The organism is Methanolapillus millepedarum, assembly GCF_032594115.1.
GTDB classification, from domain to species: Archaea; Halobacteriota; Methanosarcinia; order Methanosarcinales; family Methanosarcinaceae; genus Methanolapillus; species Methanolapillus millepedarum.
Genome location: NZ_CP131060.1, coordinates 319491 through 345482 on the forward strand (window position 1 = coordinate 319491; position 25992 = coordinate 345482).

At 44.3% G+C, this 25992-nt stretch carries 33 protein-coding genes and 2 tRNA genes; 20 read left to right on the forward strand and 15 right to left on the reverse strand.

Going from position 1 to position 25992, the window contains the following annotated elements; translation table 11 throughout:
• Positions 1–54: 54 nt before the first annotated feature.
• Positions 55–1062, reverse strand: a complete 1008-nt coding sequence (locus MsAc7_RS01590) for a cation diffusion facilitator family transporter (RefSeq protein ID WP_338102860.1) — start codon at positions 1060–1062, stop codon at positions 55–57.
• A 436-nt stretch (positions 1063–1498) separates the two neighbouring features.
• On the opposite strand from MsAc7_RS01590, the gene MsAc7_RS01595 reads away from it, so the two are divergent.
• The 17 genes from MsAc7_RS01595 (at position 1499) to MsAc7_RS01675 (ending at position 10355) form a co-directional block, all read left to right on the forward strand.
• Entirely contained in the window at positions 1499–1798 is a 300-nt protein-coding gene (locus MsAc7_RS01595) for a hypothetical protein (protein WP_338102861.1), read from the forward strand.
• A gap of 480 nt (positions 1799–2278) precedes the next feature.
• Complete coding sequence (locus tag MsAc7_RS01600; protein WP_338102862.1) at positions 2279–3130, forward strand: DNA cytosine methyltransferase; 852 nt, start codon at positions 2279–2281, stop codon at positions 3128–3130.
• The gene (locus MsAc7_RS01605) at positions 3123–3461 is read left to right on the forward strand and encodes a hypothetical protein (protein ID WP_338102863.1); all 339 of its coding nucleotides are present in this window, start codon (positions 3123–3125) and stop codon (positions 3459–3461) included. The genes MsAc7_RS01600 and MsAc7_RS01605 overlap by 8 nt, the downstream gene beginning before the upstream one ends.
• Before the next feature lie 613 nt (positions 3462–4074).
• The gene (locus tag MsAc7_RS01610) at positions 4075–4383 is read left to right on the forward strand and encodes a hypothetical protein (RefSeq protein ID WP_338102864.1); all 309 of its coding nucleotides are present in this window, start codon (positions 4075–4077) and stop codon (positions 4381–4383) included.
• Positions 4373–4567 carry a hypothetical protein gene (locus MsAc7_RS01615; RefSeq protein WP_338102865.1) on the forward strand — a complete coding sequence of 65 codons (195 nt, stop codon included), beginning with the start codon at positions 4373–4375 and terminating at the stop codon, positions 4565–4567. The genes MsAc7_RS01610 and MsAc7_RS01615 overlap by 11 nt, the downstream gene beginning before the upstream one ends.
• On the forward strand, positions 4564–4737 hold the full coding sequence (locus MsAc7_RS01620; RefSeq protein ID WP_338102866.1) for a hypothetical protein: 174 nt from the start codon (positions 4564–4566) through the stop codon (positions 4735–4737). The genes MsAc7_RS01615 and MsAc7_RS01620 overlap by 4 nt, the downstream gene beginning before the upstream one ends.
• Positions 4734–4982 carry a hypothetical protein gene (locus MsAc7_RS01625; RefSeq protein WP_338102867.1) on the forward strand — a complete coding sequence of 83 codons (249 nt, stop codon included), beginning with the start codon at positions 4734–4736 and terminating at the stop codon, positions 4980–4982. Before MsAc7_RS01620 ends, MsAc7_RS01625 begins: the two co-directional genes overlap by 4 nt.
• Positions 4960–5490 carry a hypothetical protein gene (locus tag MsAc7_RS01630; RefSeq protein ID WP_338102868.1) on the forward strand — a complete coding sequence of 177 codons (531 nt, stop codon included), beginning with the start codon at positions 4960–4962 and terminating at the stop codon, positions 5488–5490. The genes MsAc7_RS01625 and MsAc7_RS01630 overlap by 23 nt, the downstream gene beginning before the upstream one ends.
• Positions 5491–5493: 3 nt before the next feature.
• On the forward strand, positions 5494–6114 hold the full coding sequence (locus MsAc7_RS01635; protein ID WP_338102869.1) for an ATP-binding protein: 621 nt from the start codon (positions 5494–5496) through the stop codon (positions 6112–6114).
• A 92-nt stretch (positions 6115–6206) separates the two neighbouring features.
• On the forward strand, positions 6207–6563 hold the full coding sequence (locus tag MsAc7_RS01640) for a hypothetical protein (protein WP_338102870.1): 357 nt from the start codon (positions 6207–6209) through the stop codon (positions 6561–6563).
• Entirely contained in the window at positions 6564–7058 is a 495-nt protein-coding gene (locus MsAc7_RS01645) for a hypothetical protein (RefSeq protein ID WP_338102871.1), read from the forward strand.
• A 13-nt stretch (positions 7059–7071) separates the two neighbouring features.
• The gene (locus tag MsAc7_RS01650; RefSeq protein WP_338102872.1) at positions 7072–7476 is read left to right on the forward strand and encodes a hypothetical protein; all 405 of its coding nucleotides are present in this window, start codon (positions 7072–7074) and stop codon (positions 7474–7476) included.
• Positions 7476–7880 carry a hypothetical protein gene (locus MsAc7_RS01655; protein ID WP_338102873.1) on the forward strand — a complete coding sequence of 135 codons (405 nt, stop codon included), beginning with the start codon at positions 7476–7478 and terminating at the stop codon, positions 7878–7880. The genes MsAc7_RS01650 and MsAc7_RS01655 overlap by 1 nt, the downstream gene beginning before the upstream one ends.
• The gene (locus MsAc7_RS01660; RefSeq protein WP_338102874.1) at positions 7877–8404 is read left to right on the forward strand and encodes a hypothetical protein; all 528 of its coding nucleotides are present in this window, start codon (positions 7877–7879) and stop codon (positions 8402–8404) included. Before MsAc7_RS01655 ends, MsAc7_RS01660 begins: the two co-directional genes overlap by 4 nt.
• Positions 8404–9006: a hypothetical protein gene (locus MsAc7_RS01665; protein ID WP_338102875.1), complete on the forward strand. Its 603-nt coding sequence runs from the start codon at positions 8404–8406 to the stop codon at positions 9004–9006. The genes MsAc7_RS01660 and MsAc7_RS01665 overlap by 1 nt, the downstream gene beginning before the upstream one ends.
• Positions 9007–9371: 365 nt before the next feature.
• Positions 9372–9992, forward strand: coding sequence for a phage integrase N-terminal SAM-like domain-containing protein (locus tag MsAc7_RS01670; RefSeq protein WP_338103443.1), 621 nt, complete (start codon positions 9372–9374; stop codon positions 9990–9992).
• A 201-nt stretch (positions 9993–10193) separates the two neighbouring features.
• Complete coding sequence (locus MsAc7_RS01675; protein ID WP_338102876.1) at positions 10194–10355, forward strand: hypothetical protein; 162 nt, start codon at positions 10194–10196, stop codon at positions 10353–10355.
• A gap of 38 nt (positions 10356–10393) precedes the next feature.
• Here MsAc7_RS01675 and MsAc7_RS01680 read toward each other — a convergent pair.
• A tRNA-Leu gene (locus tag MsAc7_RS01680) sits at positions 10394–10477 on the reverse strand.
• 327 nt (positions 10478–10804) lie between these two features.
• Here MsAc7_RS01680 and MsAc7_RS01685 point away from each other — a divergent pair.
• Entirely contained in the window at positions 10805–11386 is a 582-nt protein-coding gene (locus MsAc7_RS01685) for a type IV pilin domain-containing protein (protein WP_338103444.1), read from the forward strand.
• Positions 11387–11416: 30 nt separating this feature from the next.
• Here the strand turns inward: MsAc7_RS01685 and hypF are convergent, their stop codons facing one another.
• The 11 genes from hypF to MsAc7_RS01740 form a co-directional block, all read right to left on the reverse strand.
• On the reverse strand, positions 11417–13882 hold the full coding sequence (gene hypF / locus MsAc7_RS01690) for a carbamoyltransferase HypF (protein WP_338102877.1): 2466 nt from the start codon (positions 13880–13882) through the stop codon (positions 11417–11419).
• A gap of 74 nt (positions 13883–13956) precedes the next feature.
• Entirely contained in the window at positions 13957–14466 is a 510-nt protein-coding gene (locus tag MsAc7_RS01695) for a hydrogenase maturation protease (RefSeq protein ID WP_338102878.1), read from the reverse strand.
• A gap of 182 nt (positions 14467–14648) precedes the next feature.
• Positions 14649–15851 carry an NAD(P)/FAD-dependent oxidoreductase gene (locus tag MsAc7_RS01700; RefSeq protein WP_338102879.1) on the reverse strand — a complete coding sequence of 401 codons (1203 nt, stop codon included), beginning with the start codon at positions 15849–15851 and terminating at the stop codon, positions 14649–14651.
• On the reverse strand, positions 15848–16024 hold the full coding sequence (locus tag MsAc7_RS01705; RefSeq protein WP_338102880.1) for an indolepyruvate ferredoxin oxidoreductase subunit alpha: 177 nt from the start codon (positions 16022–16024) through the stop codon (positions 15848–15850). The genes MsAc7_RS01700 and MsAc7_RS01705 overlap by 4 nt, the downstream gene beginning before the upstream one ends.
• A gap of 246 nt (positions 16025–16270) precedes the next feature.
• Entirely contained in the window at positions 16271–17065 is a 795-nt protein-coding gene (cofC, locus tag MsAc7_RS01710) for a 2-phospho-L-lactate guanylyltransferase (RefSeq protein ID WP_338102881.1), read from the reverse strand.
• 294 nt (positions 17066–17359) lie between these two features.
• Positions 17360–18664, reverse strand: a complete 1305-nt coding sequence (locus MsAc7_RS01715) for a TrpB-like pyridoxal phosphate-dependent enzyme (protein ID WP_338102882.1) — start codon at positions 18662–18664, stop codon at positions 17360–17362.
• 260 nt (positions 18665–18924) lie between these two features.
• Positions 18925–18999: transfer RNA gene (locus MsAc7_RS01720), tRNA-Glu, on the reverse strand.
• A 256-nt stretch (positions 19000–19255) separates the two neighbouring features.
• A complete protein-coding gene (locus MsAc7_RS01725; RefSeq protein WP_338102883.1) occupies positions 19256–19756 on the reverse strand; it encodes a helix-turn-helix transcriptional regulator in 501 nt (166 codons plus the stop codon).
• 94 nt (positions 19757–19850) lie between these two features.
• Positions 19851–20072: an LSM domain-containing protein gene (locus MsAc7_RS01730; RefSeq protein ID WP_338102884.1), complete on the reverse strand. Its 222-nt coding sequence runs from the start codon at positions 20070–20072 to the stop codon at positions 19851–19853.
• 215 nt (positions 20073–20287) lie between these two features.
• Positions 20288–21766 carry a proline--tRNA ligase gene (proS, locus tag MsAc7_RS01735; protein ID WP_338102885.1) on the reverse strand — a complete coding sequence of 493 codons (1479 nt, stop codon included), beginning with the start codon at positions 21764–21766 and terminating at the stop codon, positions 20288–20290.
• A 116-nt stretch (positions 21767–21882) separates the two neighbouring features.
• Positions 21883–22173, reverse strand: a complete 291-nt coding sequence (locus MsAc7_RS01740) for a Dabb family protein (RefSeq protein WP_338102886.1) — start codon at positions 22171–22173, stop codon at positions 21883–21885.
• A 71-nt stretch (positions 22174–22244) separates the two neighbouring features.
• On the opposite strand from MsAc7_RS01740, the gene MsAc7_RS01745 reads away from it, so the two are divergent.
• Entirely contained in the window at positions 22245–22442 is a 198-nt protein-coding gene (locus tag MsAc7_RS01745; protein WP_338102887.1) for a hypothetical protein, read from the forward strand.
• On the forward strand, positions 22430–24298 hold the full coding sequence (locus MsAc7_RS01750) for a site-2 protease family protein (protein ID WP_338102888.1): 1869 nt from the start codon (positions 22430–22432) through the stop codon (positions 24296–24298). Before MsAc7_RS01745 ends, MsAc7_RS01750 begins: the two co-directional genes overlap by 13 nt.
• 91 nt (positions 24299–24389) lie before the next feature.
• Here MsAc7_RS01750 and MsAc7_RS01755 read toward each other — a convergent pair whose 3' ends face one another.
• Positions 24390–25430, reverse strand: coding sequence for an isocitrate/isopropylmalate dehydrogenase family protein (locus tag MsAc7_RS01755; protein ID WP_338102889.1), 1041 nt, complete (start codon positions 25428–25430; stop codon positions 24390–24392).
• A gap of 39 nt (positions 25431–25469) precedes the next feature.
• Positions 25470–25964: a homoaconitase small subunit gene (gene hacB / locus MsAc7_RS01760; protein WP_338102890.1), complete on the reverse strand. Its 495-nt coding sequence runs from the start codon at positions 25962–25964 to the stop codon at positions 25470–25472.
• Positions 25965–25992: the final 28 nt, after the last annotated feature.

Consider the following 25992-nt stretch of genomic DNA (forward strand, 5'->3'; position numbering starts at 1 on the left):
TGTGTCGCCATAACGCGCGCAGAGCTGCCTGCCGAAAAAATAAAAAATTTGAAATTATATCTCTGCATGCTTGTGTTCTTCCAAAACCGCTTCATCCGGCAAATATTTTTCCACCTTAATCATCACGAAAGTACTTGGCCCAAACCGTTCCTTTAAGCATTTTTCGATTTCTGTTTGTATGTCGTCTGCTTCTTCCACGCTGAGATTGCCATCGACCATAATGTGGAGATCAATCGCTTTTGTGTTGCCGAGTTTTCGGGTTTTAAGGGAATGGCAATCGCGAACGCCGTGTTGTTCGGAAACAATTTTGAGAATGTCTTCGTGAACCGCAGGGCCGAGAGACGCTTCCGCCAAATCATTGACGTTGGCATATATGATTTTAAAGGCAATGTAAAGAATGTAAAGAGCCAATATAACGGCCATAATCGGGTCAAGAAGCACCCACGAACCGCCCAAAAGAATCGCAGCGCCGATTCCGGCGGCAACGCCAACGGAGGAAAAAGCATCCGACCGGTGGTGCCAGGCATTCACTTCAATCAAATTACTGTCTAATTTTTTAGCCACCCGGTGCGTGTATTGATAAAGCAGTTCTTTAATAATGATAGACGACAGCGCCGCATAAAATGTGAGAGCGGTCGGCGTTTCCGGGAGAATGCCATTCATGAATTTATAAATCGAAACCGCACCGCCGTAAAAGATCAAAATACCGGCGAGAAGAAGCATAAACCCGACAACGGTCGATGCGAGTGTTTCCACTTTGCCGTGACCGTAATTGTGAGATTTATCGCCCGGTTTTGCGGAAATTTTCAGGCTCAAAATCACGACAATGTCGCTGAGGAGATCTGAAAGAGAATGAATACCATCCGCAATCAACGCTTCGCTGTGTCCGAAAAATCCGACAACGACTTTAAAAATTGTCAAAACCACATTGACAACCATACCGATTATTGTCACACGGATGCCTTCTTTGGACATGGAGGCCAAAGCGGCTGCCGAGTCAGAGGTCTCGGCCGGCATGTGTTTACCGGGTTGCCCGGGTTTTGAAGTGTTTTGTTCCGTCATAAAAATCCTTCAAAAATGAATTCAATCATTTAATATTGATTATCTATTCTTAGGCGGTCATCGTATTTAAAAAACGAATCAAAGATTTTTGATGATTCTGAATGTTTTTGGGTGACACAAAAAGAGATGGGGATAAAAAAAGAAACGGAGGGTAGGACTCCGTTTCACAAATTTAGGATTTATGCGAGGGATGGGATTTGAACCCACACCGCCAACACGTGACGATTCTCGGAATTTCTGGAAGGAGCCCTTTATTTTTTACATGTCCGCCGCGGATTGAACAGAAAACGGCATCAGCAAAAGCATAATTAGGGTGAACAGCCCGAGAGCTCCACCATTAAGAAGAAAAACGATAGACAACTATTTATATCTTTTGAATCTTATTTGAAATCATCAGGACTGAACACCCTGATAAGAACATTATGGATTGAACTATATGAAACAAAAATCAATTAGCGGAGCCGTTAGAAACGAGCTCATCCAAAAAATGAAAGACCTCTCTCAAAGAGAATCTCAAAACCATCAAGCCGCCGTCCGTTCTTATGCGGAATCGACCGACAAGAAAATCCAAGAAGAAATGGCGGAAGAAGCTTCTTATTGGGAATGGGAATTTGCCAAGACTTGCATGATCATTAAAGAGTTGCGCAAAAACTCAGACTACATAAGCAAAAAAGAAAGTATTGTCAATAACGATTCCGTCGGCGGCTTTGCCGTTTTCGCAAAGGGGGCGGAATAATGGAATACGTCGGTCCAGCCTACGACACGTGCGGTGAAAAACACGACATTATACGCTGCACGTGTGGTCGTCTCTTGATTAACGGCACATCAAAAAATACAGTAAACGCGGACATAAGGATTGTTATTTGTAACAAATGCCAAATCGGAATGAGCTATGGATTTGAGGAGGTTTCAGAATGACCTCATATGTCAATTTTTACGTTTTAAAACAATCTCGGAGAGAACACACTCCGACACACATAACAATCGAAAAAGGAGAGAAAACATTATGCGGTAAAGTCATTAAAAATATGTTGAGGGTGCATCCGACAGACATATTTTTGGAAGAACACCCATTTTGCGAAACGTGCATTAATGCATATTTAAAAGGGGTGAAATCATGAGCCCCGAACTCTTTTTTTTATTCTGTTTAATTTTTACGGAGATGGGGTTCCTCCTCGGCCTCGTTATTATTGAAATATATGGGGGGTGGGATTGAATGAGTGGAATAACCGTTCTTTCTCTTTTCGACGGCATCGCTTGCGGTGCGCAAGCGTTAAAAAACGCCGGGGTTGACGTAAAAATATATTACGCCTCCGAAATCAACACCGACGCCATGAAAATAGCATGGAAAAACCACCCCGAAATAATCGAACTCGGAGATGTTCGGGCGTGGAAGCATTGGAAAATCAATTGGTCTGAAATCGACCTGCTCATCGGCGGCTCACCGTGTCAGGGCTTCAGCCAGGCGGGGAGAAAAGCCGGTCTTGACGACGAACGCAGCGGGTTATTTTTCGAATACCTGAACATTCTAAACAGAATTCAGTCCGTAAACCCGGCCGTCAAATTCTTACTCGAAAACGTAAAGATGAACCCGATTGAAGAAAAACTTATCAGCGGATACCTGAGGACAAGACCTGTTTTAATCAATTCATCCCTCGTATCTGCTCAAAATCGGGAACGGTTGTATTGGGCAAATTGGGAAATTCGGCCGCCGAAAGACAAAAAAATACCGTTCGCGCGAATCCTCGACGGAGCGACGACCGATAAGGAAAAATGTCCGTGCATTTTAACACGAATCGACCGCCACAACAAAAACACAAAGGAGAATGAACGGGAAAAACCGTTCAAAGTAAAAGCGGAAACGGGAGAAATGAGATATTTAACGCCGGAGGAATGCGAAGAGGCTCAAACGCTGCCGGTAGGATACACAGAAGGAATTCCAAAATCGAAACGGTATGAATGTATCGGCAACGGATGGACAATTGCAGTCATTACCTATCTGTTTCAACAAATGAACGGGAAAACGGTCAGACAGGCAAATTTCGGGGTGGTTCTGAAAAATGGGTAAAATCACACCACTAAGCAAACACGAAGCGGAACAGATGCGGTATGATATTATCCAAGCTCAACGCAGGAGTCCGTTAATCCTCTCGGAGTTCCAGCAGCGGGTTGTTATGGTCTCAAACACAATCAGCCCGACGAACCCGCTCAGCATGACGAAAATTAAAGAAATCTGCCAATACAAATACTTATCAGCCGCTCGAAAATTAGCCGAGCGGATGGTTAAGGAATGGCCGGATAAATACGAACTTGAAACATACCGAAGCGGTAGAACGAATAAGACAATCTTGAAACTGTCCAACGACTATTGCCGATTCAAACAGTCCAAACTTCTATAACTAAAAAACTTTGGGAAACTCTGAGAGTCTCTGAACCCCATTTTGAGAGACTCTCAGAGTCAGGTTCAACCGCTTCTTTTTCAAAATATTCTTTCACAGTAAGCAACGTCAACCGCTATTTTTATTCTTTTGAGAGACTCTGAGAGTCTCCTTTTGCGAAAATGTGAGCGTATATGTAAAAAAGGGTCTTTTTTGGGAAAAAGTGAATATTATATAAATAATGCATATAAATTGACCGTGCCTTCTTTTTTTTAAAAAAAAAGAAGGTTTCACCTCCCTGCCTACCCCATTATGTGAAACAAGGTATAAAAAGGTTTCACCTCCCTGCCTACCCCATTATGTGAAACAAGGTATTATCGACAACCGACGGCTTGCCGTCGGTTGTCGAGGCGCCGGATTCGGCCCTCAGGGGGGGACGAGCCCCCCATCAGGCCTCACCGACGCTATTTGTTTTTGGGATTATTGAGGGTGGGAGAATTTACACAGTTAACCGCTTGCGTTTTAACAAAACAATTTAACTTGAATTCGAATTGTTAAAAAGGTTTTAACAATTGTTAAAAAATGCTTAACAATTGTTAAGCGCACATAAACAATTGTTAAAGGAGTTTAACAAATGACAGCAGAAAAGCCTTTTATTTGCGACCTTTGCGGAAAACGCTTTGCGACGAAACAGAGGCTTAATTACCACTATGACAAACAAGTATGCGGAGACCCCGAAGACATGACAGAAATTGACCCGACAAAACCAACAGAACCGCCGAAAGACGACAAAAAAGAAGAGCCCCAAAAACCGGCTGTGCCGCTTTTCAAGGAACAAAAAGAAGCGCTTGACCCGACAGTTTACAAATGCGGCGCATGCCGTTACAGAAGCAGCGCAAAATTCGGCAAATGCCCGGCATGTGGTGAAGAAAATGAATTTTGAAACTTTATTGCCTCTCGCCATCGAAAGAATGAAAAAAATGGACGACAAGGAATTTTTCGAAGGCGCCGACAAAGTGACCGAAACCCTCAACGCGGAATTTGAACGCCGGAACATGAGAATTCGTTACGTTCCACTTGAATTTGTTCAGGAAATGCCGGTGAATCAGGAGGTTTCGCTCTTATGATTGCCGCTAAAAACAAAGGATATATTGAAATCAAATTCAACCACAAGAAACGCATTATTACGCTCTCGGAAATCGTTTTCCGTTGCGGAAACTGCAACCACGAAGAAGACGAACCGTTCAAGCGTTGCCCCGACTGCGGAAAGAAACAAAAAGGATGGTGTAAAAAATGATTGATGAAAAATCATTAACAGAAGAACAATTAATTGAATACAAAGGATTGATTCAGACACAGAACGCCGCAATCTCTCAACTTCAATTTATGAGAGAACAGCTTCCGAATTACGAATCAAACGTGAAAGCGCTCAAAAAACAAATACCGGAAGTCGAAAAAAAGATTCAAATTCTCGACGAACAAATCCGAAATTTCCCGAAAAAGCCGGAGGAAACCGAAAATGCCGGAAACTCTGACGCTTGATACTCTTTTGAACGCCGAAAAAGCCGCCACTTTGGCGGCCTCCTCGGCCGAAGAACCGTTCATTTTCAAGCTCATTACAAAAGACATGGCGGAAGCCGTTACAAAGCTGCTTAACGGGGTTGCCGAAGACCCGAATAAATACGCTCCGCTTGCTGAAAAAGTCTTCGGACAAAAACAAGCGCAAAAAATCGTCCCGCCAAAAACAGTAAGAGACGCCCAATTCAGACCAGCCGAACAGTTCAACCAAACGCCTCCTCAACAAGCACACAGACCGACAAAAGCAGAAGCGGAAGAATTTTTCCAAGAACAGCCCGAAAATTCCGCCCAAAATTTCGACGAAGAAGAAAAATTCAATATCGTCTACGAAAGCCTCATTACAGGCTTAAATCAATTCATTGAAAACGCCGGAGACATGAAATTATCGCAAGTGGTAAAATTGATGGAATCAAACCCCGAACTTTGCAAACAAGTTTTGAAACCCGTAATCAACAACATAAGGAGTTGTTAAGCATTGGGCGACGGTAAGAAAATCAACAAAATCCTTGTAGTCGGACTCCAAGGTTCAGGAAAAACCCACCTTGTCAAAAAATTGTTCGAAGAGCGGGACAAATACACCCTCGTTATTGACCCCCAAAAAGAACACGAAGGCGCCCCCTTCCGCTACACGCCGAAGCATACCGATTTTGAAGGCATCAGTAAAGAACTTGAAGATGTTATTAACAGAGTCATTATCCCAAACTGCAATAAATTGGAAAACAAAAAACAATACACGGAAGCCCTTAATACAATAATTTTTGACGAAGCGGACTTATATTTCCCGTCAAACAAGAAGCTTCCCGCATACGCAACATCATTTTTTGTCAGCTGCCGGCATTACATGCTCACAAACGTAATCACAATGAGCAGGCGCTTAATGGATATAAATTACTATATCCGTAACACCGCAGACTACATCATCGCTTTCAAACAAAGCGGCGTAGACGACTTAAAACTTCTTGACAAATACAGTAAAGGAGCGGCGGACATCATGAAAAAACAAATCGACTACGACAAACACAATTTCATGATATTTGACCGTTCGGGAAACGTCGAAATAAAAGACGGTTGGGAAGATTTAACAAATCAATTTTAACTCATTTTAAAAACGAATAAATCGATATTGACTAATTTTGTCCATTGCTGAACAAAAATATACAACAAACAAAGGTTCAGCAGGACAAAACAATGTCAGAAGTCACTGGAAAAATTAAAACATCTACAAACGGCTTGGTGGAATCTTTCGCCATGGCCGGAACTAAAATTCTCTCCGAGGCGCTCTTAAAACCGCTCGTCGGGGATGCAACCCTCAAAAGCGGCGCCATCAAGCTCGGAATCGGTATTGCGGCTAACTACCTATTGCCGGCAGGTCCGTTTCGCCGTGTTGTGAGCTCCGCCGAAATCCTCGACGGCTGCGAAGACATCTATTACGGCTCCGGAATCGGCGGCATGCTCCAAGGCTTCGGCGGCGGCGGCGGCGGCGCAAGAGGTTCTTCGATGGTCAGCGGCCCGCAAACTGGCGGTCTCGCCGTGGCGGTGGTCTAAATGGCATACGTCAGCGAATCCCAAAACAACCAAATGCAAGCGACAAGCAAATACGAACAAACAACGTCCCTTGCAAACTGGGAAGCAATCGGTCAGGGCGTGCTCACAAACGCAAACAATTTCATTCCGATTCTTCAAAAAAGAACAACCGCCCAATCCATTAACACATTTGGATTTTCAACAATCGTTAACGGTGTGGACATCCGCGGCGTTCTCCAACTGGTCGTCAAGGACACGACCGGAGCGGTCATTCCGGGTCAAATCCGCCTTTACGTGACAAACGCTATGCAGTTCGGAGTCGTTCCGGTTCTCGAAGACAGAACGGAGAGAATGGCTGAAAACACAAACCAAAACGGCTACCGTCTCGGCGAACGCTCCCCCGGCGCAAAGGAAGATTCCTACCTGATGGTCTCTTTCAGGGCGGACGTCAGCGGAAAAACAATTGACATCACAAAATCCGTCGGCATGATTCCGATTACAAGCTACATGGTCTAAGGAGGCTTAAACCATGTATGCCGGACTCGAAAAAGGGCGCTATGCAACATCTCCGCCCAAAATCTACGACATCGAAGCCGGAGCCGCCGCTCAACAAAACATTTTCGAACACGATTTCGAACGGGACAGCGATAATGTATTTGGAAAATACGGTCTGCCTAATGAATTGCAACTCCGTAACGGGTCAAGCAACAGGTTAACGCTCATCGTAAATTACAAATACAGAATCCAAATTCCACCGCTCCTTCTTGAATCTTACCCGATTTTCGAAGAAGAAGGAATAAAAAACGTGCAAATCGAAAATATGGAAACGTTCGCAACAGACGATTTAATCCAAATAATCGTCAAAAAATCAATCACGCAAGATATGGTCAACGCCGCCATAATGGCAGCGTTAACGTTCGGGAGGCTGAAATAATGGCAATTTGGGAAAACCTCAAAAAATCATCTCTCAACCTCACATCGTCCGGGAACTCGTCTACGTTTAGTTGGATGGACGGTTTTCTTAGTGGCGGTCTGTTTAACAACGATTCAACGAATACGCAAAACACAACCACCACGACAACCACGACAACCAATCAAACGAGCTTGCAATACGTGATTGACAATAGCTACAACGTTATCAGCAACTCGCCGTTTGCATCCCTTAAAAAGGGAAGCATGGGCGGCCCTGTTGACCAAGCGCAAGACGTGGCGCCGTCTATTAAAACAGAAACGGCGTCAAGCCAAGACCAATCACGCCAAACCGACATGACGGGACTTCTCATTATTGCAGGTCTCGCCGCTCTCGGAATTTACGCCTACAAGGAGTTCATGACATGACAATGACTAAACAAGAAAAAACTGTATTAATCGGCGGCGTCATTGCTCTTGGTCTCTTTGCTCTCTTCTCAAAAGGAGGCGGTGGAGGCGGAAACGGTGGCGGAGCCGGAGCAGTTTCAGGCGGCGGTTACGATTACGGACTCGGAGGCGGCGGAGCTCTTTCAGAACCCGCGCCGGCACCCGTCTACAATTACTATCTTGCGGACGGCGGCCAAATGCCGGCGAACACGACCACAACAACCACAACGGGCGGCGGTGGAAACGGCGGAGATACAGGAACAGCCAAAAAAGGCGCAACGGCACAAACGGCAGGAAGCTATGAAGCATTCGGTCAGGGCGGAGTCGGCGGCGGCTTTGGAGGCGGTGGCGGCGGCGCAAGAGGTGACGAACCGCAAAAGAAATCAACGCTCCAAACGGTGGTTTCCTTGCATCCGTTAGGCGTAGCCTATAACGCTGTGAAAAACACTAACATAAAAGCGCCATCAGTGAGTAATATTAAAAAGGCAGTCGGAGGGTTGTTTTAATGAGCATGCCCCAACCAACGCCGATTTTCAAACGGGCAAATTTCCAACACGGAAACGATGCGGATAAACCCGCATCTCCCCAACCGGGCGACCAATACCAAGCCGACAATACGGGAATAGTATATTTCTGTTTCACGGCCGGCGTTTGGACACCTCAGGAAATCCCGGTTCAAAACCCGCTCACACAAAACGAAAACGGAAATATACTATACGATGGAAACCCGGTTTACACACCAAATCCACAGCAAGCAAACTATGGATACGCGGCGTCACTCTTGAAATTTTCATTCGGTACAGATACGACTGAACACGAAATTACAATACCGGCGTTCGGGTATACAGATTTTCTATCGACTGCGTCAACAAAATCACAAATTACAGAAAACAATATCATATGTGTCTATTCATATCAAAAATTCAACAAAAACGGAACAAAAATCGTAAAAACAAATACAGATATTTATCCATATAGAATAAATGGCACATTTAACACGTTTTCAGAATTCTTAGGGGCGATTGGAACAGCAACGGCGGGCTCATCAACTGCAAAAACGGTTTATTTCCGCTACCCGCTGTACACGAAAGCGGCACCATATTATTAAAGGAGGTGAAAACATCGAATTACCCGAAATCGGAAAAAAAGAACTCGTCGTCCTCGCAATTGCGGCAGTTGCAATTATGACATTAATTGCAATGCTCATTAAGCCGGAAGTCAGAGAGGACGCTTGGCAAATCTTCTCCGCAACAATGACCTTTCTTGGAGGGATGGTTGCTCGTGTCTTGTTACGATCATTTTAAGCCAAAAAAATAACAAATAAACAAAATTAATTCCGGACACATTCTCAAATGTGCCCGTTTCTTTTTTTCAATATCGAATCATCGTTTTATATAATAAAACGATAGCGGACGACACTATTTTAATAACAACAATTAAATAAAAGATATCCTATTTATCTTTGGTGATACTATTTTAACGACTAAATCACGATTAGCGGAAGCTGTCTTCAACGACTGCCAAAACAGAGGATTAACACAAAGAACATCAAAACAATATCAATCAATGATATACGATTACATAAACATCATCGACCTTGATATTATCAACCAAGAATCAACATACCAAGACTACAAACCGTCACTAATCGACTACAATAACCTTCTGAGAACAGAAAAGAAGCTCACTTACAAAACAATAAAAACACGCTTCACCGCCTTAAACAATTTCTTTTCCTATCTCGTCGACGAAGGCGAATCAACCGTCAACCCCGTCCCTCAATTCAGGGAGCGTCACGTGAGAACCTACAAACCGCCCCAAAAGGCACGAACTCAACAGCTGGAGACCGGAGACATCGAACTGCTCATAAAAACCGCTCAAAGCCGTTTGTGGCGTGCCGTGATTGCCGTATACGCTTTAACGGGTATCAGACGGGAAGAACTTTGTATGCTCGACGTCGGGATTCACACGACCGATTTTAACCTGAAAATGTTCTACATACCGGAACATCCCAAACGGACAAATGAACGTGTGCCGTTCACAGACCAATTAAGAGACCTCCTGTTTGACTACCTTGAACTGAGAGTCAGTTAGGGCGAAATCCTCACAGAGAACAGCCCTCTTTTCCTGAACGAAACATGCACAAACCGCATCCGACCAAACCGTATTCTAATCAACGTTCAACGAATCGCACAGCGTGCCGGACTCCACAAGCCGGACAGCCCGAGAACGGAAGACAAAACCACAATCAAGGCGTTCAGACACTATTTTACAACTCACATGAAAGAAAGCGGCATGAATCCCGATTACGTGGCGGAGCTGCGGGGCGACCGTAGAGAAAACAGCCAAGACGACTATTACGAAATCAAAACCCGCCGCCTCATCGAAGAATACAACAAACACGCCCCGCTATTGAATATCGAAATCAGAAAAACAGACTTTTTATTAAACTTCTAAAAAAAACAAAAGAGGAGGAAAAGGACTCCTCCCAGAAATGCGAGGGATGGGATTTGAACCCACGAATTCCTTCGAAACTGGATCTTAAGTCCAGCGCCTTTGACCAGCTCGACAACCCTCGCATCACGAAAAGGAAGAAAATTTTGGAATTTGTCCGGTCAATTGATTTTCCCGAATGTGAAAAATATAAGAAAAATCAAATTAAGCAACGAATAATCATAACGATTGTATTTAAAGGTTATTCTGAAACAAGATTTTTCAGGTTTCGCAATTCCGACAATTTATTTTTACATATCCGGAAGACTTTTTATTGTCAAACAATTGTCGAGATTGTCTTTTTTATTTTTTCACTCGAATACAATTTCAAATTATTTAAAAAGATTCATAAACATCGTCCGTTTTCTCCCAACCGGAGGTTCTTGTTTATGAAATTAAAAACCAACGCTCGTATGAAAACAAAATTAAAAAAATCAAATTCACAATCATATCCGTCGAAATCATCAAAATTATCAAAATCATCGGAATTATCAAAATCACCAAAATCATCGAATTTTTTACGTGACAGACGCGGCATTTCGCCCGTTATCGGCGTGTTAATGCTTCTTGCAATTACGGTCATCATGGCCGGATATCTGGGGTCCGAAGTTCTCAGTTATGAATTTGAAAAGCCGGCACCGCCGGTCAGTATGAATGCGCGGTACGAAAAAGTGGATGTTGGAACCGTGCAGTACGGCGTCATCCGACTGGAACACATTGGTGGCGCACCGTTAACAGTTTCAAATTTAAAGATTATGGTCGGCAGCACCGAAGCCAACATGTCTTACTTGAAAAAAGAAACGGTCGGGATCGGAGACGCCGTTGTGATTGCCAACACCGGTAGCAGTCAAATTTCGGTTTTGGAATATCCCGTCTCAAAAAGCACAAAAAAACCGGCGGGTAACGTGATGTCTCAAGGAGAAACGATGGAAATCACCGTCATTGATGTTTCTCATAACCAAATTCTCTACAAAACAACCGTCCGATATTATTAAGAAAAAAGAAAGAAGAAGAGAAAGAAAACGTCATTGTTCTTTTGATTTCTCGGACAAAAGACGCGCAACGGCAATCGCCGCCTGCCCGTGGGAGATGCATCCGTCTCCCGGGGGCAGGTTCTTGTGCGTCAGGAACCGGATTCCTTTTTGTTTCAAATAATCGGAAAATGTTCGGACAATGTAATCGTTATTGGCAACGCCTCCCGAAATCCCAACCGTTGAAATTCCGGATTTTTCGCAAGCATCGGCGGCCAGCATCGCCATTCCAAACGACAGAGAATGAACAGCCATGACGGCAAGTTCATTTTTGGAAAATCGGCGTTCTGAGTCAGGCTTTTGAATCTCCCTATAAATTGAATAAAGAAGGGCGCTTGTATCCAAAACAGGCCGATTCCCGACACATTTGAACGTCGGAACAAAATAATTCAAATCCGGAGATTCCAAAAGACCCGAAACTGCCGCTGACTCAAGAACCATAGACGGTTCGCCGTCGTATGTCCGGGCTTTGCAAAGTCCGAGAAGAGCCGAAACGGTGTCAAGAACCCGTCCGGTGCTGGTCGATGTCACCAAATTGAAATGATTTTCCAGCTGCGTGAGCACCATTTTTTTCTCATCAAGCCCGTGCTTGAAATAAAGATCCAAATCGAAAAGCTCCTCTTTGGAAATGTTGCCATTTTTCACATACGGGTAAAGCATTCCAAAAACCATCCGGGCCGGATAGTAAGACGCTAAGTCGCCGCCCGGCATCGGCTGCGGCGCAAGCGACGCCACCCTTTCGTAAAAGGTGTAATCGCACCGGAAAATTTCGCCGCCCCAAACTGTTTGATCATCACCGTAACCGACACCGTCAATCGCGATTCCGATGATTTCGGAATCAATTGGAAGCCCGTTGTCCGCCATAACGGAACAAATGTGTGCGTGATGATGTTGAATCCGGAAGAGAGGGCTTGGAGTTGGACCGCCCGATAACTCTTCCGCAAATTTGGTCGTATTAAATTCGGGATGCAAATCACAAGCAAAGGCCGACGGACGGATTCCGGTTAATCGTTTGAGCGTTTCAAAGGCGTCGGCGTGATATTGAGCGGTTTTGACATGTTTGGTATTTCCAATGTATTGAGACAAATAGACGTTTCCGTCTTTTGCAAACGAAATCGTGTTGTTCATTTCAGCGCCGACGGCCGCAATGCCTAAGTCCGACGAAAACGGAAGGCGGATTCTTTCAGGAACAAAACCGCGGGACCGACGAAGAAATACCGGCTCATCCGCAACACATCGAATCACCGTATCATCCGTTCTGTTTTCGATTTTTCGGTTATGAAACAAAAAGAAATCGCAAACATTGGACAGCTCCAAAACAGCTTCATCGTTATCAACCACCATTGGAAGTCCCGGCAAATTGGCGGACGTCATGACGACGCAATCTGTTTTGAGAGATTCGAACAAGACGTGATGCGTTCCGGAATACGGAAGCATAACGCCAATATTGTGAAGGCGGGGCGCAACGGATGGCGCCAGCGAGTAAGAATCGGATTTATCAAAGACAACGATCGGCCGCCTGAAATTTTGAAGAAGAGAAAGCAAATCGCTATCCCGGGAGTTTTGTATATTTCCGATTTGCCGGGCGGTGGTTTCATTTCGGACCATCACCGCAAACGGCTGCGTCGGCCGGTTGAGGCGCATCCTCAGCGTTGAGACCGCTTCTTCCGAAAACGCGTCGCAAACCAAATGAAAGCCGCCGTATCCTTTCAGCGCTACAACGGAACCCGCGTCAATGGCGTTGGCCGCGTCCTTGAGCGCGTTGTTTCCGAAAGACAAGGGCGGATTTATTTTGCAAGACGGATCTGCCGTTGACTTTTGAAAAAAATGCTTGGGACCGCAATCCGGACAGCAGACCGGCTGCGCATGGTAGCGGCGGTCGGCTACGCTTGTGTATTCTCTTCGGCAAGCATCACACAGCGGAAAATCGTCCATGGATGTATTTTCACGGTCATAGGGCAGCTTGCGAACGGTTGTGTAACGAGGACCGCAATTGGTACAAACCGTAAACGGATACAGGAAACGGCGGTTGCTCTTGTCCTTGAGTTCCGCTAAGCAATCCGCACAAATAGCCGTATCGGGAGGGATGATTGAGTTTCCGGCGCCGGACTCGGCGTCCTTTTTGGCAATGTGGCTTTCCGAAATCGAAAACGATGTTGCGCTTTTTAAAAATAAAAGGTCGGCCGAATCCGCATTTTTTTCGGCGGCCGAATCATTTAAATCTAAAATTTCAAGGTCGTCAATTCGGGAAAGCGGCGGATTTTTGGCCGATAAATCGCAAACAAAAGAATCGAAATCATCGGATGTTCCGGCGGCGGCAATTTCAACCAGATTTCCCAGATTCGTCACGCGGCCGGAGATTTTATGTTCCAAAGCCGTCCGGTAAACAAACGGGCGAAAACCGACGCCTTGAACAACCCCTTTAATCCTTATTTTTTTGTAAACAACCGAATCTGCCATAAAAATCCCGTTTCAAATTGCTCTTCAAATGCTTCAACGCAAACCCGCTTTTAAAATGAGTAATCTCATATCATTTATAAGTTCAAATCCTTCCCGATTTCCGCAATAACAAGCGGAATGACCCGGTCAATGGCACTTTCGACCTCCGGGCACATATCCGTTGTCAAATCAATTTCATCCCCATGTTTTCCGATTTCAACACCGAAAACCACAATTTCAGGAAGTTCTTGAATTTCGCGGGCAATGGAAAGAACCGTCGGAACGGAAACATCGTGAGACGACATCATTCGTCCGACATCATCCCCCAAAAGAAGATCTTCTCCCTTGACTTTTAAAATCGACCCGACGTTTTCTCCGCTTTTAATCGCGTCAACGATAATGATTTTATCAAATCCTTCCAAAAAAGGAAGCATATCCAGACCGGAAACACCGGCGTCAATAATGTCGACATTTGAAAGGCATGAGACGGCGCCTTCATCTTTCATTTGAATCATTTTTTCGACAATACGAATGCCGACGCCGTCGTCGCCCATCCACAAATTGCCGCATCCCATGACACGAATTGATTTTTTCAATTTTTCCATATTTAAAACCCGATTTTTATCAAATATTTCCTTTGCATTGATCTGCCAATTCCAATACACGCCAAATATAAAAGTGTTTTTTGAAACGAGATTTCAAATTTAACGAAAAAGAATCGAAGAGGAACGAAATAAAAAATAGAAAAGAATAAACAAAAATGAAAATAAAAAAAAGAGCCGCCGGATTAAAATCCGACGTAAGCAGCTCCGAGTTTAAGAAGCAATTTTTTATCCACTTTGGACAGGATTTTCACCAAATCCGGAACTTCCATGACACCCGTAAAATCATGTTTCGCAAGCTCATGAGCCAACTTATTGGCCTCCTCATCCGTCATGTCCACATAATAATCTTTCAAAACCAAGTTCACACGCATGGGTTTTCCGTACAGTTTTTCCCAGTCGTGTTGGTATTTAGAAAGCGCTTTTTCCGACCAGTTGCCGGATTTGACCGCGTCAGCCGCTACTTTTCCGGCCAGTTCGCCCGACCAAAGACCGCTTTTTATACCGCCGCCCGTAATCGGATCTGTGCATTGCGCAGCGTCGCCAACAAGCATAATTCCTTTCCCGTACATTTTTTCAAGTCCGCCGGACACCGGAACGCCGCCATAATTGATTTCGGCGATTTTGCCATCCGGAAATCTTTTTTTGACAAATTCGTTCAAATAATCGATCGGCCGTCCGCCGTCTTTGATTTTGCTGCCGAGAAGACCGATCCCGACGTTCGCGCGGTCCTTTCCTTTGGGGAAAATCCAAACATATCCGCCCGGAGCATATTGGTTGCCCATGAAAAATTCAATGTTTTCAGAATCGATATCTATGTCCGTCATCAAGAATTGAACACCGGATTCGATGTCTTTTAATTTAATCGCCGGACAAAGGCCGGCCCAGCGTCCGACTTTTGATTCGACGCCGTCGGCACCAATGATGATTTTGCAGCGGATTTCTTTTTCGACATCCAACCGTGAGATCTTAACGCCGACAACGGTGTCTTTTTCCATGATCAGACTTGTCGCGGACGATTTTGTAAAAACATCGGCACCGGCTTTGGCGGCTGATTCGACCAAAGAGCGGTCAAACACTTTTCGTTCAAGAATGTAGCCGGCAATTTCGCCTTCTTTGGCCCGAAGCTTAAGCGCCGTTCCGTCCGGCGCGTAAATAGTGGCGCCGCTAATGTTTTGGGAGATGTGCCGCGGCTGAAGGTCAAGGAAACGGTCCATATCTTTCAACCCGACGCCTTCAGCGCAACGGATCGGCGTTCCGATTTCCTGGCGCTTTTCAATCAAAAGAACGGAAGCGCCGCCAAGAGCCGCAAACTTTGCCGCCATCGCGCCGCTTGGGCCGCCGCCGACAACCACAACATCATATTCGTCCTTCATTTCAACGCTCATTTTTTCACCTCAATGGCGCCGACCGGGCATACTTTCTTACAAAACGAGCATTTGTTGCAAAGTCCTTCATCCACTTCAATTCGGACTTCTTTCAATTCGAGCGCAAGCGTACTGCAAACCGCAACGCACGCGCCGCAATAGCCGCATTTATTTCGGTTGATTGTGATTGTCACTGTTCATTCACCTGTATTTCGGGGGTTATTGAAAAAAATAGAATGAGACAATAATTAAATAAAACCTAAGAAATTATAAAATGATATGAAATAATAATTGTTCTATAATTAATACCTGCTATATATGATTTGTCCTTCAAATCCTTGATTGCATGGGAAAAAATTCCCGTCTTTTTGAGAAGTGAACGATGAATAGAACAATAAATTGAACAAAAGAATCGTTTTCGAATATTTTTTTGACTTGGTTTATTTTTTATGTTCCGGTTTGTTCCGCCCGTTTGTTTCTTGGATGCTCAAAATGTCCCGAGCAAATTGATACAAATCTCCTTCTCCATGAATGAGAATTTCCGTCAAATCGTCCGGCTCGTCAATGTCAACAGATGTGTAAAAAGAATCATAAATTTCCACCGGAAGGTTGAGCGTCTTTGCTTCGTCCAGATGTTTCCGAAAACTTTGCCCGTGATATTTAACGTCAAAAACGTCCGGCGCGCCGATATAAATCATGTTTGTTCCGCCGCCTTTTCCGGGCGCGATTCGGATGAAACGTTCATTTTTGGTTTCGTCCGGATTTTGAATCGGCTCAATCATCTTTTTGACATTTTCCGGGCGCACAAGCGCTAAATCCGCCATCACGATCAAAACCGGGCCTGAACTTTTTAAATAGAAATTGACTGCCGTATTCAAGTCTCTTTCGTCCGTTAAGATTCGGACCGTTCGTTTGTTTTCATAGTCATCAAAAGAGGTTCTGATCGATTTTTCAATCGTTTCCGGAAGCGGTGATTTTGATAAAACATCTAAGTCTCGGATTCCGGCGCATTTCAAAACCGTGACGACATGTTCAAGCGTCAACCGGAGAAGCGTTTGACGCTCGGCGTCTGATAAAACGGAAGACAATCGGGACTTCGGGTTGTCCGGTTTGAGCGGAATCACAACTTTCGGAAGCATGAGCAAAAATACAGGTGAATGGAATATAATGATGACGGACAAAACCGGCAAAGAAAAGGAACAGGACTGTTTTCCAAACCGGAATAAATATTCCATAGATCAATGCGCACTATCTTTATTTTTTAATTTTCCGGCACCGAGCGCATTCGAATTTGAGAATTGCACCTTCCGTTTCCAATGCTGGGTTGCCTTGACTGCTGCGATTTCCAATTGCATCTTTTCCGGTATCCGCTTAAACAGACGCGATACGCATCTGTTTAAGCGGGTTGGTTTGCTTGAATTTTCGAAAGAATCGGGACATATTTTCAGCGACGAAGGAGCCGTTCGCGCAGCGAACCTTGGCGGCAATCAAACTCCCCCCGCCCTTGAAAAATTCGCGCAGCGAATTTTTTATTTGATCTTTCCTTCCAAAAATTCCTGATAGAAACTCATGTCCAAAAGTCCGTGGCCGCTGAGATTGAAAACAATCGTCTTTTCTTCGCCGGTCTTTTTGCATTCCAAAGCTTTGTTAATTGCGCAGCAAATCGCGTGCGTCGACTCCGGAGCTGCTGTAATCCCTTCCGTTTGCGAGAAGAGAATGCCGGCATTGAAAATATCTTTTTGACCAAGAGCTTCGGCGCTGATGAGTCCGTCCGCATAGAGATTGCTCACAATCGGTGAACAGCCGTGATAGCGAAGACCGCCCGCGTGCATGCTCGGAGGCACGAAATCACAGCCAAGCGTGTACATCTTGATTTTCGGCGTCATGGCACCTGTATCGCCAAAGTCGTATCGGTATTCTCCTTGCGTCAAAGACGGACAAGATTCCGGCTCCACGGCAATGATTTGAGTGTCAAGGTTTTTGTCCATTTTGTCTTTGACAAACGGAAAAGCCAGACCTGAAAAGTTGCTGCCGCCGCCGCAACACGCAATCACGTAATCCGGATAATCTTCAATCATCTCAAACTGCTTTTGAGCTTCAAGGCCGATAATGGTTTGGTGAAGCATCACGTGATTTAAAACGCTGCCAAGCGTGTAACGCGTGTTCGGAGTTCGGAGCGCATCTTCAACCGCTTCCGTAATCGCGATTCCAAGCGTTCCGGGCGTATCCGGCGTTTCTTTAAGAACGCGGCGTCCGAATTCTGTATTGTTGCTCGGCGATGCCAAAACTTTTCCGTTCCACAGGTTCATGAGCGTCTTCCTGTGCGGTTTTTGAGCAAAACTGGAGCGCACCATGTAAATCATGCTTTCAAGACCAAAGTGGTTGCAGGCAAAAGCAAGCGCGCTTCCCCATTGACCGGCTCCGGTTTCCGTGGTCAGGCGCTCGACGCCTTGCTTCATATTGTAATACACTTGCGGGATGGAAGAATTTGTTTTGTGGCTTCCGGTCGGGCTTTCTCCTTCATATTTGTAGTAGATTTTGGCCGGAGTTTTCAAATACTTCTCAAGCATCACCGCACGCCGGAGCGGGTTTGGACGAAACGCCTTGTAAATATCGAGCACTTCCGCCGGAATGTCAATGTATTGCTCGGTACTCATTTCCTGACGAATAAGTTCTTTTGCAAAAACCGGTTCCAGGTCCTTTGCGGTCGCGACTTGTCCGGTCGCCGGATTCATCGGCGGATCAAGCGGTGTTTTTAAGTCGGAAACAATGTTATACCACTTCTTTGGCATATCGTTTTCATCCAACTGGACTTTGTGATAATCAGTCACCATGAAATTCAGATCTCCTTTTTAATTTGAATTGATGTTTTAAAATCTACACAAATGTATAAATTAATACATTGATGCCTAATACAAATCTAAGATATATATATTTGTCGATTAGAGAAAAATTAAAGCTGAATCCGGAAAAAAGATTCAATGAATGCAGAAAACAAAAAGTCTCAATTAATAACGAAAATAGATCGAAAAATAAATCAAAAACACGTAAACATTTATTAAAAATTGCGGATGCACGAACATTCATAAAAAAATGCTCCAGTCGGGATTCGAACCCGAGTCGTCGGCTCGAAAGGCCGGAATGATTGGCCGAGCTACACTACTGGAGCATGTGAAACAAACATAAAAACGCACAAAACATTTACGGTTTAACTGCGGTTTATGCTAACGTTTTTAAAATAATCATGTTGACGCATTCCTATTTACAGGTCCGCGCTGTGAGCATAAAAAGGCACATCTTCTATATATATATTTTGGTGAGATTGATTGATATTGATTTTTTTAAAAAAGAGTTCAGCCCGCCTGAATTTTATAAAAATAAAAAATCGAAATGAAGAGAAAGAATCGGATCAAATAAATGAAATTTTAATATTCCTCATCTTCAAATTCGCCCTCATCCGAGAACTCTTCTCCGAATTCGTCGGAGAATTCGGATTGTTCTTCCGGTTCCGCCGATTCAATTCCCGAATCCGCATAACTTTTGTCACTGTAGCCGAAACAATTTTTGAGTTCTTCCGGATTGTCATGAAGGTTGATAACCCAAAACGTCAAAGCCGGACAATATTCCGGGCGGCATTCCCCGCTGCAGCCGGTACAAGGTGAAAAAATATCATTGACCATTAAAACTTCAAAATTCTTTTCTTTTTCTTCCGCCTTTGCTTTGAGCAAATAGGTTTGTGTTCCGTTGTAAACCGCCTTTTCGCGAATTACCAAATCGGCGTCTAAAAGCTTTTTGATAATCCGTGAACATTTGCGGCTGTCAAATTCAAGCTCTTTCCAGATATCATTCTGGTAAATGCCGTCTTTTTCACGCGTTATAATATCCAGGACTTCCTGTTCTGCGTCTACTTTTTTCTCTTTTGCCATGGTACACGATTCCTAATCCGAACAGCGGATTTGAGTCAACTCAACGAATAGGAAAATAACAAAATATAGTCCATACGATCGATTTTTGGTTTGCTCAGTCAAGCGGCGTAATTAAAATGATGTTGTTTCCGCGCAAAACGACAGACCCAAGGGACCTTTCTTTTTGACCATTGACAATTTCAACGGTGTCAATCAAATGCAAATTCATATAGTCGTCAACCGTGCTCAATGTTCCTTCTAAAAGGTTAGAGTCGCCTTTCATTTCCACAACGACGCGCGATCCGATAATTTTTTGGACTTTCTTATTTGGGAACAAAATAATCCCTCACATTGGATTTTAAAGTTAAAATAAAAAACTTTTGAAAAAGAACACACTTTCATCAGAATGGAATGAAAGTGGCGTTTTCAAATGCCTTTATTGCATATAAATTGTTGCATAAATTTTTTGCATATATTGCATAAAACCGTGGTATAGTAAGTATGCGGCCCAATGCGATTGAAACGCTATCTGCTTTCGTTCCATTTTTTCCGTCAGTAAGTTTTGGCTACGTAAACAATCTTTGGCGTGTTGTTTCCGCAAACCGGACACGTTCCGGCAACCCCGTCCTGTTTCGTCGGAATTCCAAGGATTTTAGCGCCGATTTCTTCTTCCATTCTCTTGCCGCAAACTTCACTTTCACACCAGGGAATGGTGGCAACACCTTTTTGAATGGAGGTTTTAACTTCTTCCAATGTTTTGCACGGCAAAATAAATTCATTTTGCCTCTTTTCGGCGGCGGCGTACAGGTCGTTGCCCATGGCCGACAATCTTGCGTTCACTTCGCCGACGATGTTATCCAGCGGCACGAATTCTTTTTGTCCGGTGTCGCGGCGTACCAAGACAGCTTGCTTCTTTTCAATGTCTTTGGGCCCGATTTCAATCCGGAGGCAAACGCCTTTTAATTCCCATTTGTAATATTTAGCGCCCGGACGAAGGTCGCTGGCATCCGTTTCCACACGAATTCCCGCTTTTTTGAGAGAGTCAACAACGGTATTGCAGGCAGCCATGACTTCTTCAGCTCCTTGTTTGAAGAGAACCGGAATCACGACAACTTGAATCGGGGCGGCGACCGGCGGCAAAACCAATCCTTTGTCATCGCCATGAAGAGAAATAAGAGCGGCGATGGACCGTTCGGAAATACCGTAACAGGTTTGGTTGGCCAAAACCTGTTCTCCGTTTTCATTTTCGTAGGTGATGTCGTATGTTTTCGCGAAATTGGTTCCGAGATGATGTGCCGTTCCGATTTGAAGCGTTTTTCCGTCCGGCATTACGGCATCAAGAGCAATGGTGTAGTCGCCGCCCGGAAACTTGTCCCAATCGGGACGTTGCGAAATCAAAACCGGAATGGATATTTTGCGGTAAATCTCCGTATAAAGCATCACAGCCTCATCGACTTGCGCTTTGGCTTCATCCCAAGTGGCATGAACCGTATGCGCTTCCTTAAATGAAGTGATTTCACGCAGACGAATAAGCGGACGCGTGTGTTTTGTTTCATACCGGAACGTGTTTACGATTTGGTATAATTTGATCGGCAAATCCGCATGGGAACGCACCCACAGTTTATACATCGGATAAATGGCAGTTTCACTGGTCGGACGAAGCGCCAAATTGACATCCAGCGGGGACATTCCGCCGCGTGTGACCCAATAAACTTCGTTTTCAAAGCCTTTGATATGCTCGGCTTCTTTCATAAATTCATTTTCAGGAATCAAAAGTGGGAACAGTGTTTCTTCATGGCCGGAATTGTCAAGAACGTCCCGGATAATCGAATACACACGTTTTCGGATGCCGAAACCGAACGGATACCAGACGTAAAGGCCTTTAACCGGATAACGGACATCCATGATTTTTCCGATGTCGATAATCGTGTTAAACCATTCGCTGAAATTGGATTTCGGCGGCAAAACCGCTTCTTTTTCGGTTTCGGCTTGTTTTACGTTTCCTTTTTCGTTTCCTGAATTGTTTGCCATATGTACCATACCAATAATGGAATTTGAAATAAATGATTTTTTGAAAATTTGAATGTTATTTGAATGATTAATAGTTGAATGGTGAAACTTAAATAAAAGTGGAGAAAGAAACCGAATTAAAATTCAAAATCAATTGAACACCGGCCGGCGTTCACGCCTTTGACAAACTCGGCGACTTCCACATGCAGCGGATTTTTTTGATAAGCTTTCAGTTTTTCCGCGGATTCGAAATCACAAATCAAAACAACGTCGGCATTGTTCACACCTTGCAAAGAGTTAAATTGAACTTGAATGTTCAAGATTTCCGGAATTTTTCCAAAAAGCCCTTCCAATTTTTCTTTCATCAAAAGAGAGTTCTTCTCCGCCGGATTTCCGAGTGCTTCATCTTTGAGAGTCCACATAACCATATGTCTTAACATGGTTTTATGAAACGGATTATTGATATTAAAATCCTTTCTTCTAAAAATTTAAAGGATTGATGTCCGATAGAAGATTACGTCGGCAGCTTATTTACGATGAAATGCAGCAGCAACGCAACAGCAACGCAACAGCAACAGTAACCGAATGCTGCAAACCGGATGACATTGTTGCCAAACCTTATTTATTTGAAAGACTTTTATTTCCGAACATGACTTTAACTTTTAAAAACACACAGGTGATTTATTGGAACCTTTAACAATGGCTTTGATTGCCGTTTTTTTACTTTATTGGACGATTGTTTCCTATTTGGACCGGCGCGGTTTTTGGGAAAAACACAATATAACCGCCTGGGGTCCCGTTCTTATGATTCGAACCACCCGGGGTCTTGAATGGATTGACAAAGCGGCAAAACCCAAACGTTTCTGGCGACTCTTCGCGAATGTTGGTATTATTTTGATGTTTATCGGCATGATTTTTATGTTCGCGCTTGTCCTGGCATCCGATTACGCTTTGATTGAAACGTATCTTGAAGGAACCGTAATGGAACCCGGAAAATATAATGAACTCAAAAATATCTTTTTGATTCCGGGCGTCAACGACTACATTCCGTTTACATGGGGACTGATTGCGTTGATTGTGACGCTGGCCGTTCATGAATTCTCCCACTCCATTTTGGCGCGCGTTGAAGGCATCCGTGTCAAATCTATGGGACTTCTTTTGGCCATTATTCCGGTCGGCGGTTTTGCCGAGCCGGACGAAGACGAACTTTTTGGCGGCGAAATTGATTACGAGGAACGCAAAAGAGCGGAAACCGAATACAATGACATGACCGCAAGCATTGAGGAAATCCGGGCGCGTGAAGCCGAACAAAAAGCAAAAGACAAATCAGCGGAAAACATCCGAGCGGAAACGCAACCGACGCACCAAAAACCAAAAGTTGTCGCCTCTAATGTTCAACGGTCACGTGTTTTATCCGCCGGCGTCATGGCCAACTTCTGTATTGCTCTGGTCGCCTTCATTTTATTTTTCGGTCCCGTGTTGGGCGGCATCACGTCCATCGGAAGTTTGCAAATAACGGATGTAAATGACAACTCACCGGCATCTGTTGCCGGTCTTTCTAAAGATATGGTGCTGGTCAATATCAACGGTCAAAACGTAACAGATTCAAATTCGGTGAACAATTTGTTACAGAATGTGATGCCCGGAGATACAGTGACTGTCACCGCCGCCTATGACCGCGTCATGACAGATTATACATTGCAAACAAATCCGAATGCGGAAAATACAAATTATGCCGGCATTTACATCCAAAACGTCGTGTCCGGTTCTCCGGCTGAAGCTGCCGGAATTCAATCCGGGATGGTCATTTATAAAGCCGACGGCGCGTATATTTCCGATATGAACGGGTTTTCGGAAATGCTTTCCGGAAAAAAACCGGGGGAGACCATCATTTTAACGGCGGAAACATTTGATGAAAACGGCCATCTCGTTCAAACAAGCGATTTAACGGTCACGCTTGGTCAAAACTCATCCAACGCGTCGCGTGCTTACATCGGCATTTCTTATACGTCCGGACCGCTTCACATCGGTCTTTTGGGATTTTCGGTCGGCCAATTTAACGCCGCCACCTATTTGGATATTTTAAACCGCTTGCCGTCAATGTTGTTTGATTTAGACTTCTCAGACATCAGCGGCTCCTTAAAAATGATGTTGGCCGCTTGGATTTATGTGATGGCGCTTCCGTTTTTCGGACTCACCGGGGAGGGTTTTTCCGGCTTTTCCGGATCCATGATGCAATTTTATGCGCCGACCGGTTGGGCAGAACCGCTCGGAATCGGCATCTTTTGGATCGCAAACGCTCTCTTTTGGATTGCGTGGCTGAATTTCTATGTCGGACTTTTCAACTGCCTGCCCGCGAATCCGCTGGACGGCGGTCACGTCTTTAGAGCTGTCATTCAAACCGTTGCCGAAAAATTTAAAATGAGTTCGGAGAAAGCGGCGCGTTTGTCCAAAAGGATTTGTTTCTATCTCAGCGTTTTCATTTTCGGGTCATTTTTTTTCATGTTCATTTGGCCGTTTATCGGAAAATATTTCCTGGTGTTGCTCGGATGACATGAATCAAGAAAATGAAAAAAGAAAATGCTCAAATGAGAATTAGAATAAAAAGAAATAAAATAAATGAAATCAAAAGCGGATAAATCAATCAACTCTTTTTATCCGCTTTTGAATCGAGTATTTTAACTTGTTCCAAAATGAATTTTCCGACTTCCCGGGTCGATAAATTTCCGCCAAGATCCGGCGTCACTTTTTTTTCCGAAACGGAAATGGAAACAGCTTTTTCAATCAGTTCCGCTTCTTTATTCATTTTCAACCATTCAAACATCATTTTCAAGCTTAAAATGGCCGCCATCGGATTGGCGATTCCTTTTCCGGCAATGTCGGGAGCGCTGCCGTGAACCGGCTCAAAAAGGGCTTTTTTGTCGCCGATGTTGGCGCTTGGGGCTAACCCGATGCTTCCGAGAAGAACGGCGCCGGTATCGCTTAATATGTCACCGAAAAGATTGGTCGTGACAACCACGTCATATTTTTCGGGATGGATCAACATATCGTAAGAAAAGGCGTCCACCAACAGATCGTTCGGTTCAACAAAGTAATCCAAAGCTGTTTTTTTGCAGGTATCCAAAAAAAGTTTGTCCGATTTAATGACATTGGATTTGTGAACGATCGTCAGCTTATTTTTTCGAGACGAGGCGAGTTCCGACGCAAAAGCGGCAATTCGTTCGCTGGCTTTTTTGGTGATCACACGAAGCGTTGTTGACCGTTCGTCGCCAAGCTCTTCAATTCCGGAATACAACCCTTCCGTGTTTTCGCGCACAATAACAATATCCGTGTCCGGTTTTAAGAATCCGTAATCCAAACACTTTTCAATGCCCGGAATCGGGTGAATCGGACGGACGTTCGCGAAAAAATCCAATTCTTTTCGGATGCGCAAAACAACGCTTTTGTAAGACGGAGCGCTCACGGTCGTAATCGCGCCAAATAAAACGGCGTCGCATGAGTTGAGAAGCGCAATATCGGCATCTGAAATAGCTTCGCCTGTTTTTTCCCACTTCCCCAATCCGACTTCTACCGGCACTTTTTCAAATCCAAGGCCGCGTTTTTCATTGAAATAATCCAAAATCGAAACGGCTTCCGGAATGACTTCTTTTCCGATACCGTCTCCCTCAACAATTGCGATTCTCATTTAAAAACACCAAAATTTGTATTTTGTCTGTTCGTATTGTTATTTGGCCGGACTCTTTTTCCGGTGTTCGACAAGACCGCCGTCCTCTAAAATTTCAAACAGGAAATCCGGGATTTTTTTGGCCGGATACGTTTTATTTTTGTCGCCATTCACACAAATGGTTCCCTTTTCCAAATCAATGTCAATTGTATCTCCTTCTTGGGCGTCGATGTCAGCCTCTATAATTAAAAGTCCGACATTGATCGCGTTTCTGAAAAAGATACGGGCGAAATATTTCGCGATCACGCAAGAAACGCCGGCATATTTAATCGCGAGCGGCGCCTGTTCACGGGATGAACCGCAGCCGAAATTGTCGCCGGCAACGATAATGTCTCCTTTTTGAACTTTTTTTGAAAAATCAGGATCTACTCCTTCCAGAACATGGTCAGCAAACACTTGCATGTCGGTTGTTCTCAAATATTTACCGGGAATGATGACATCGGTATCAATGTCGTCCCCGAATTTCCAAACATTCCCATGAATTTGTTTTTCCATAAATATGACCTCAAAGCGAAATATATTG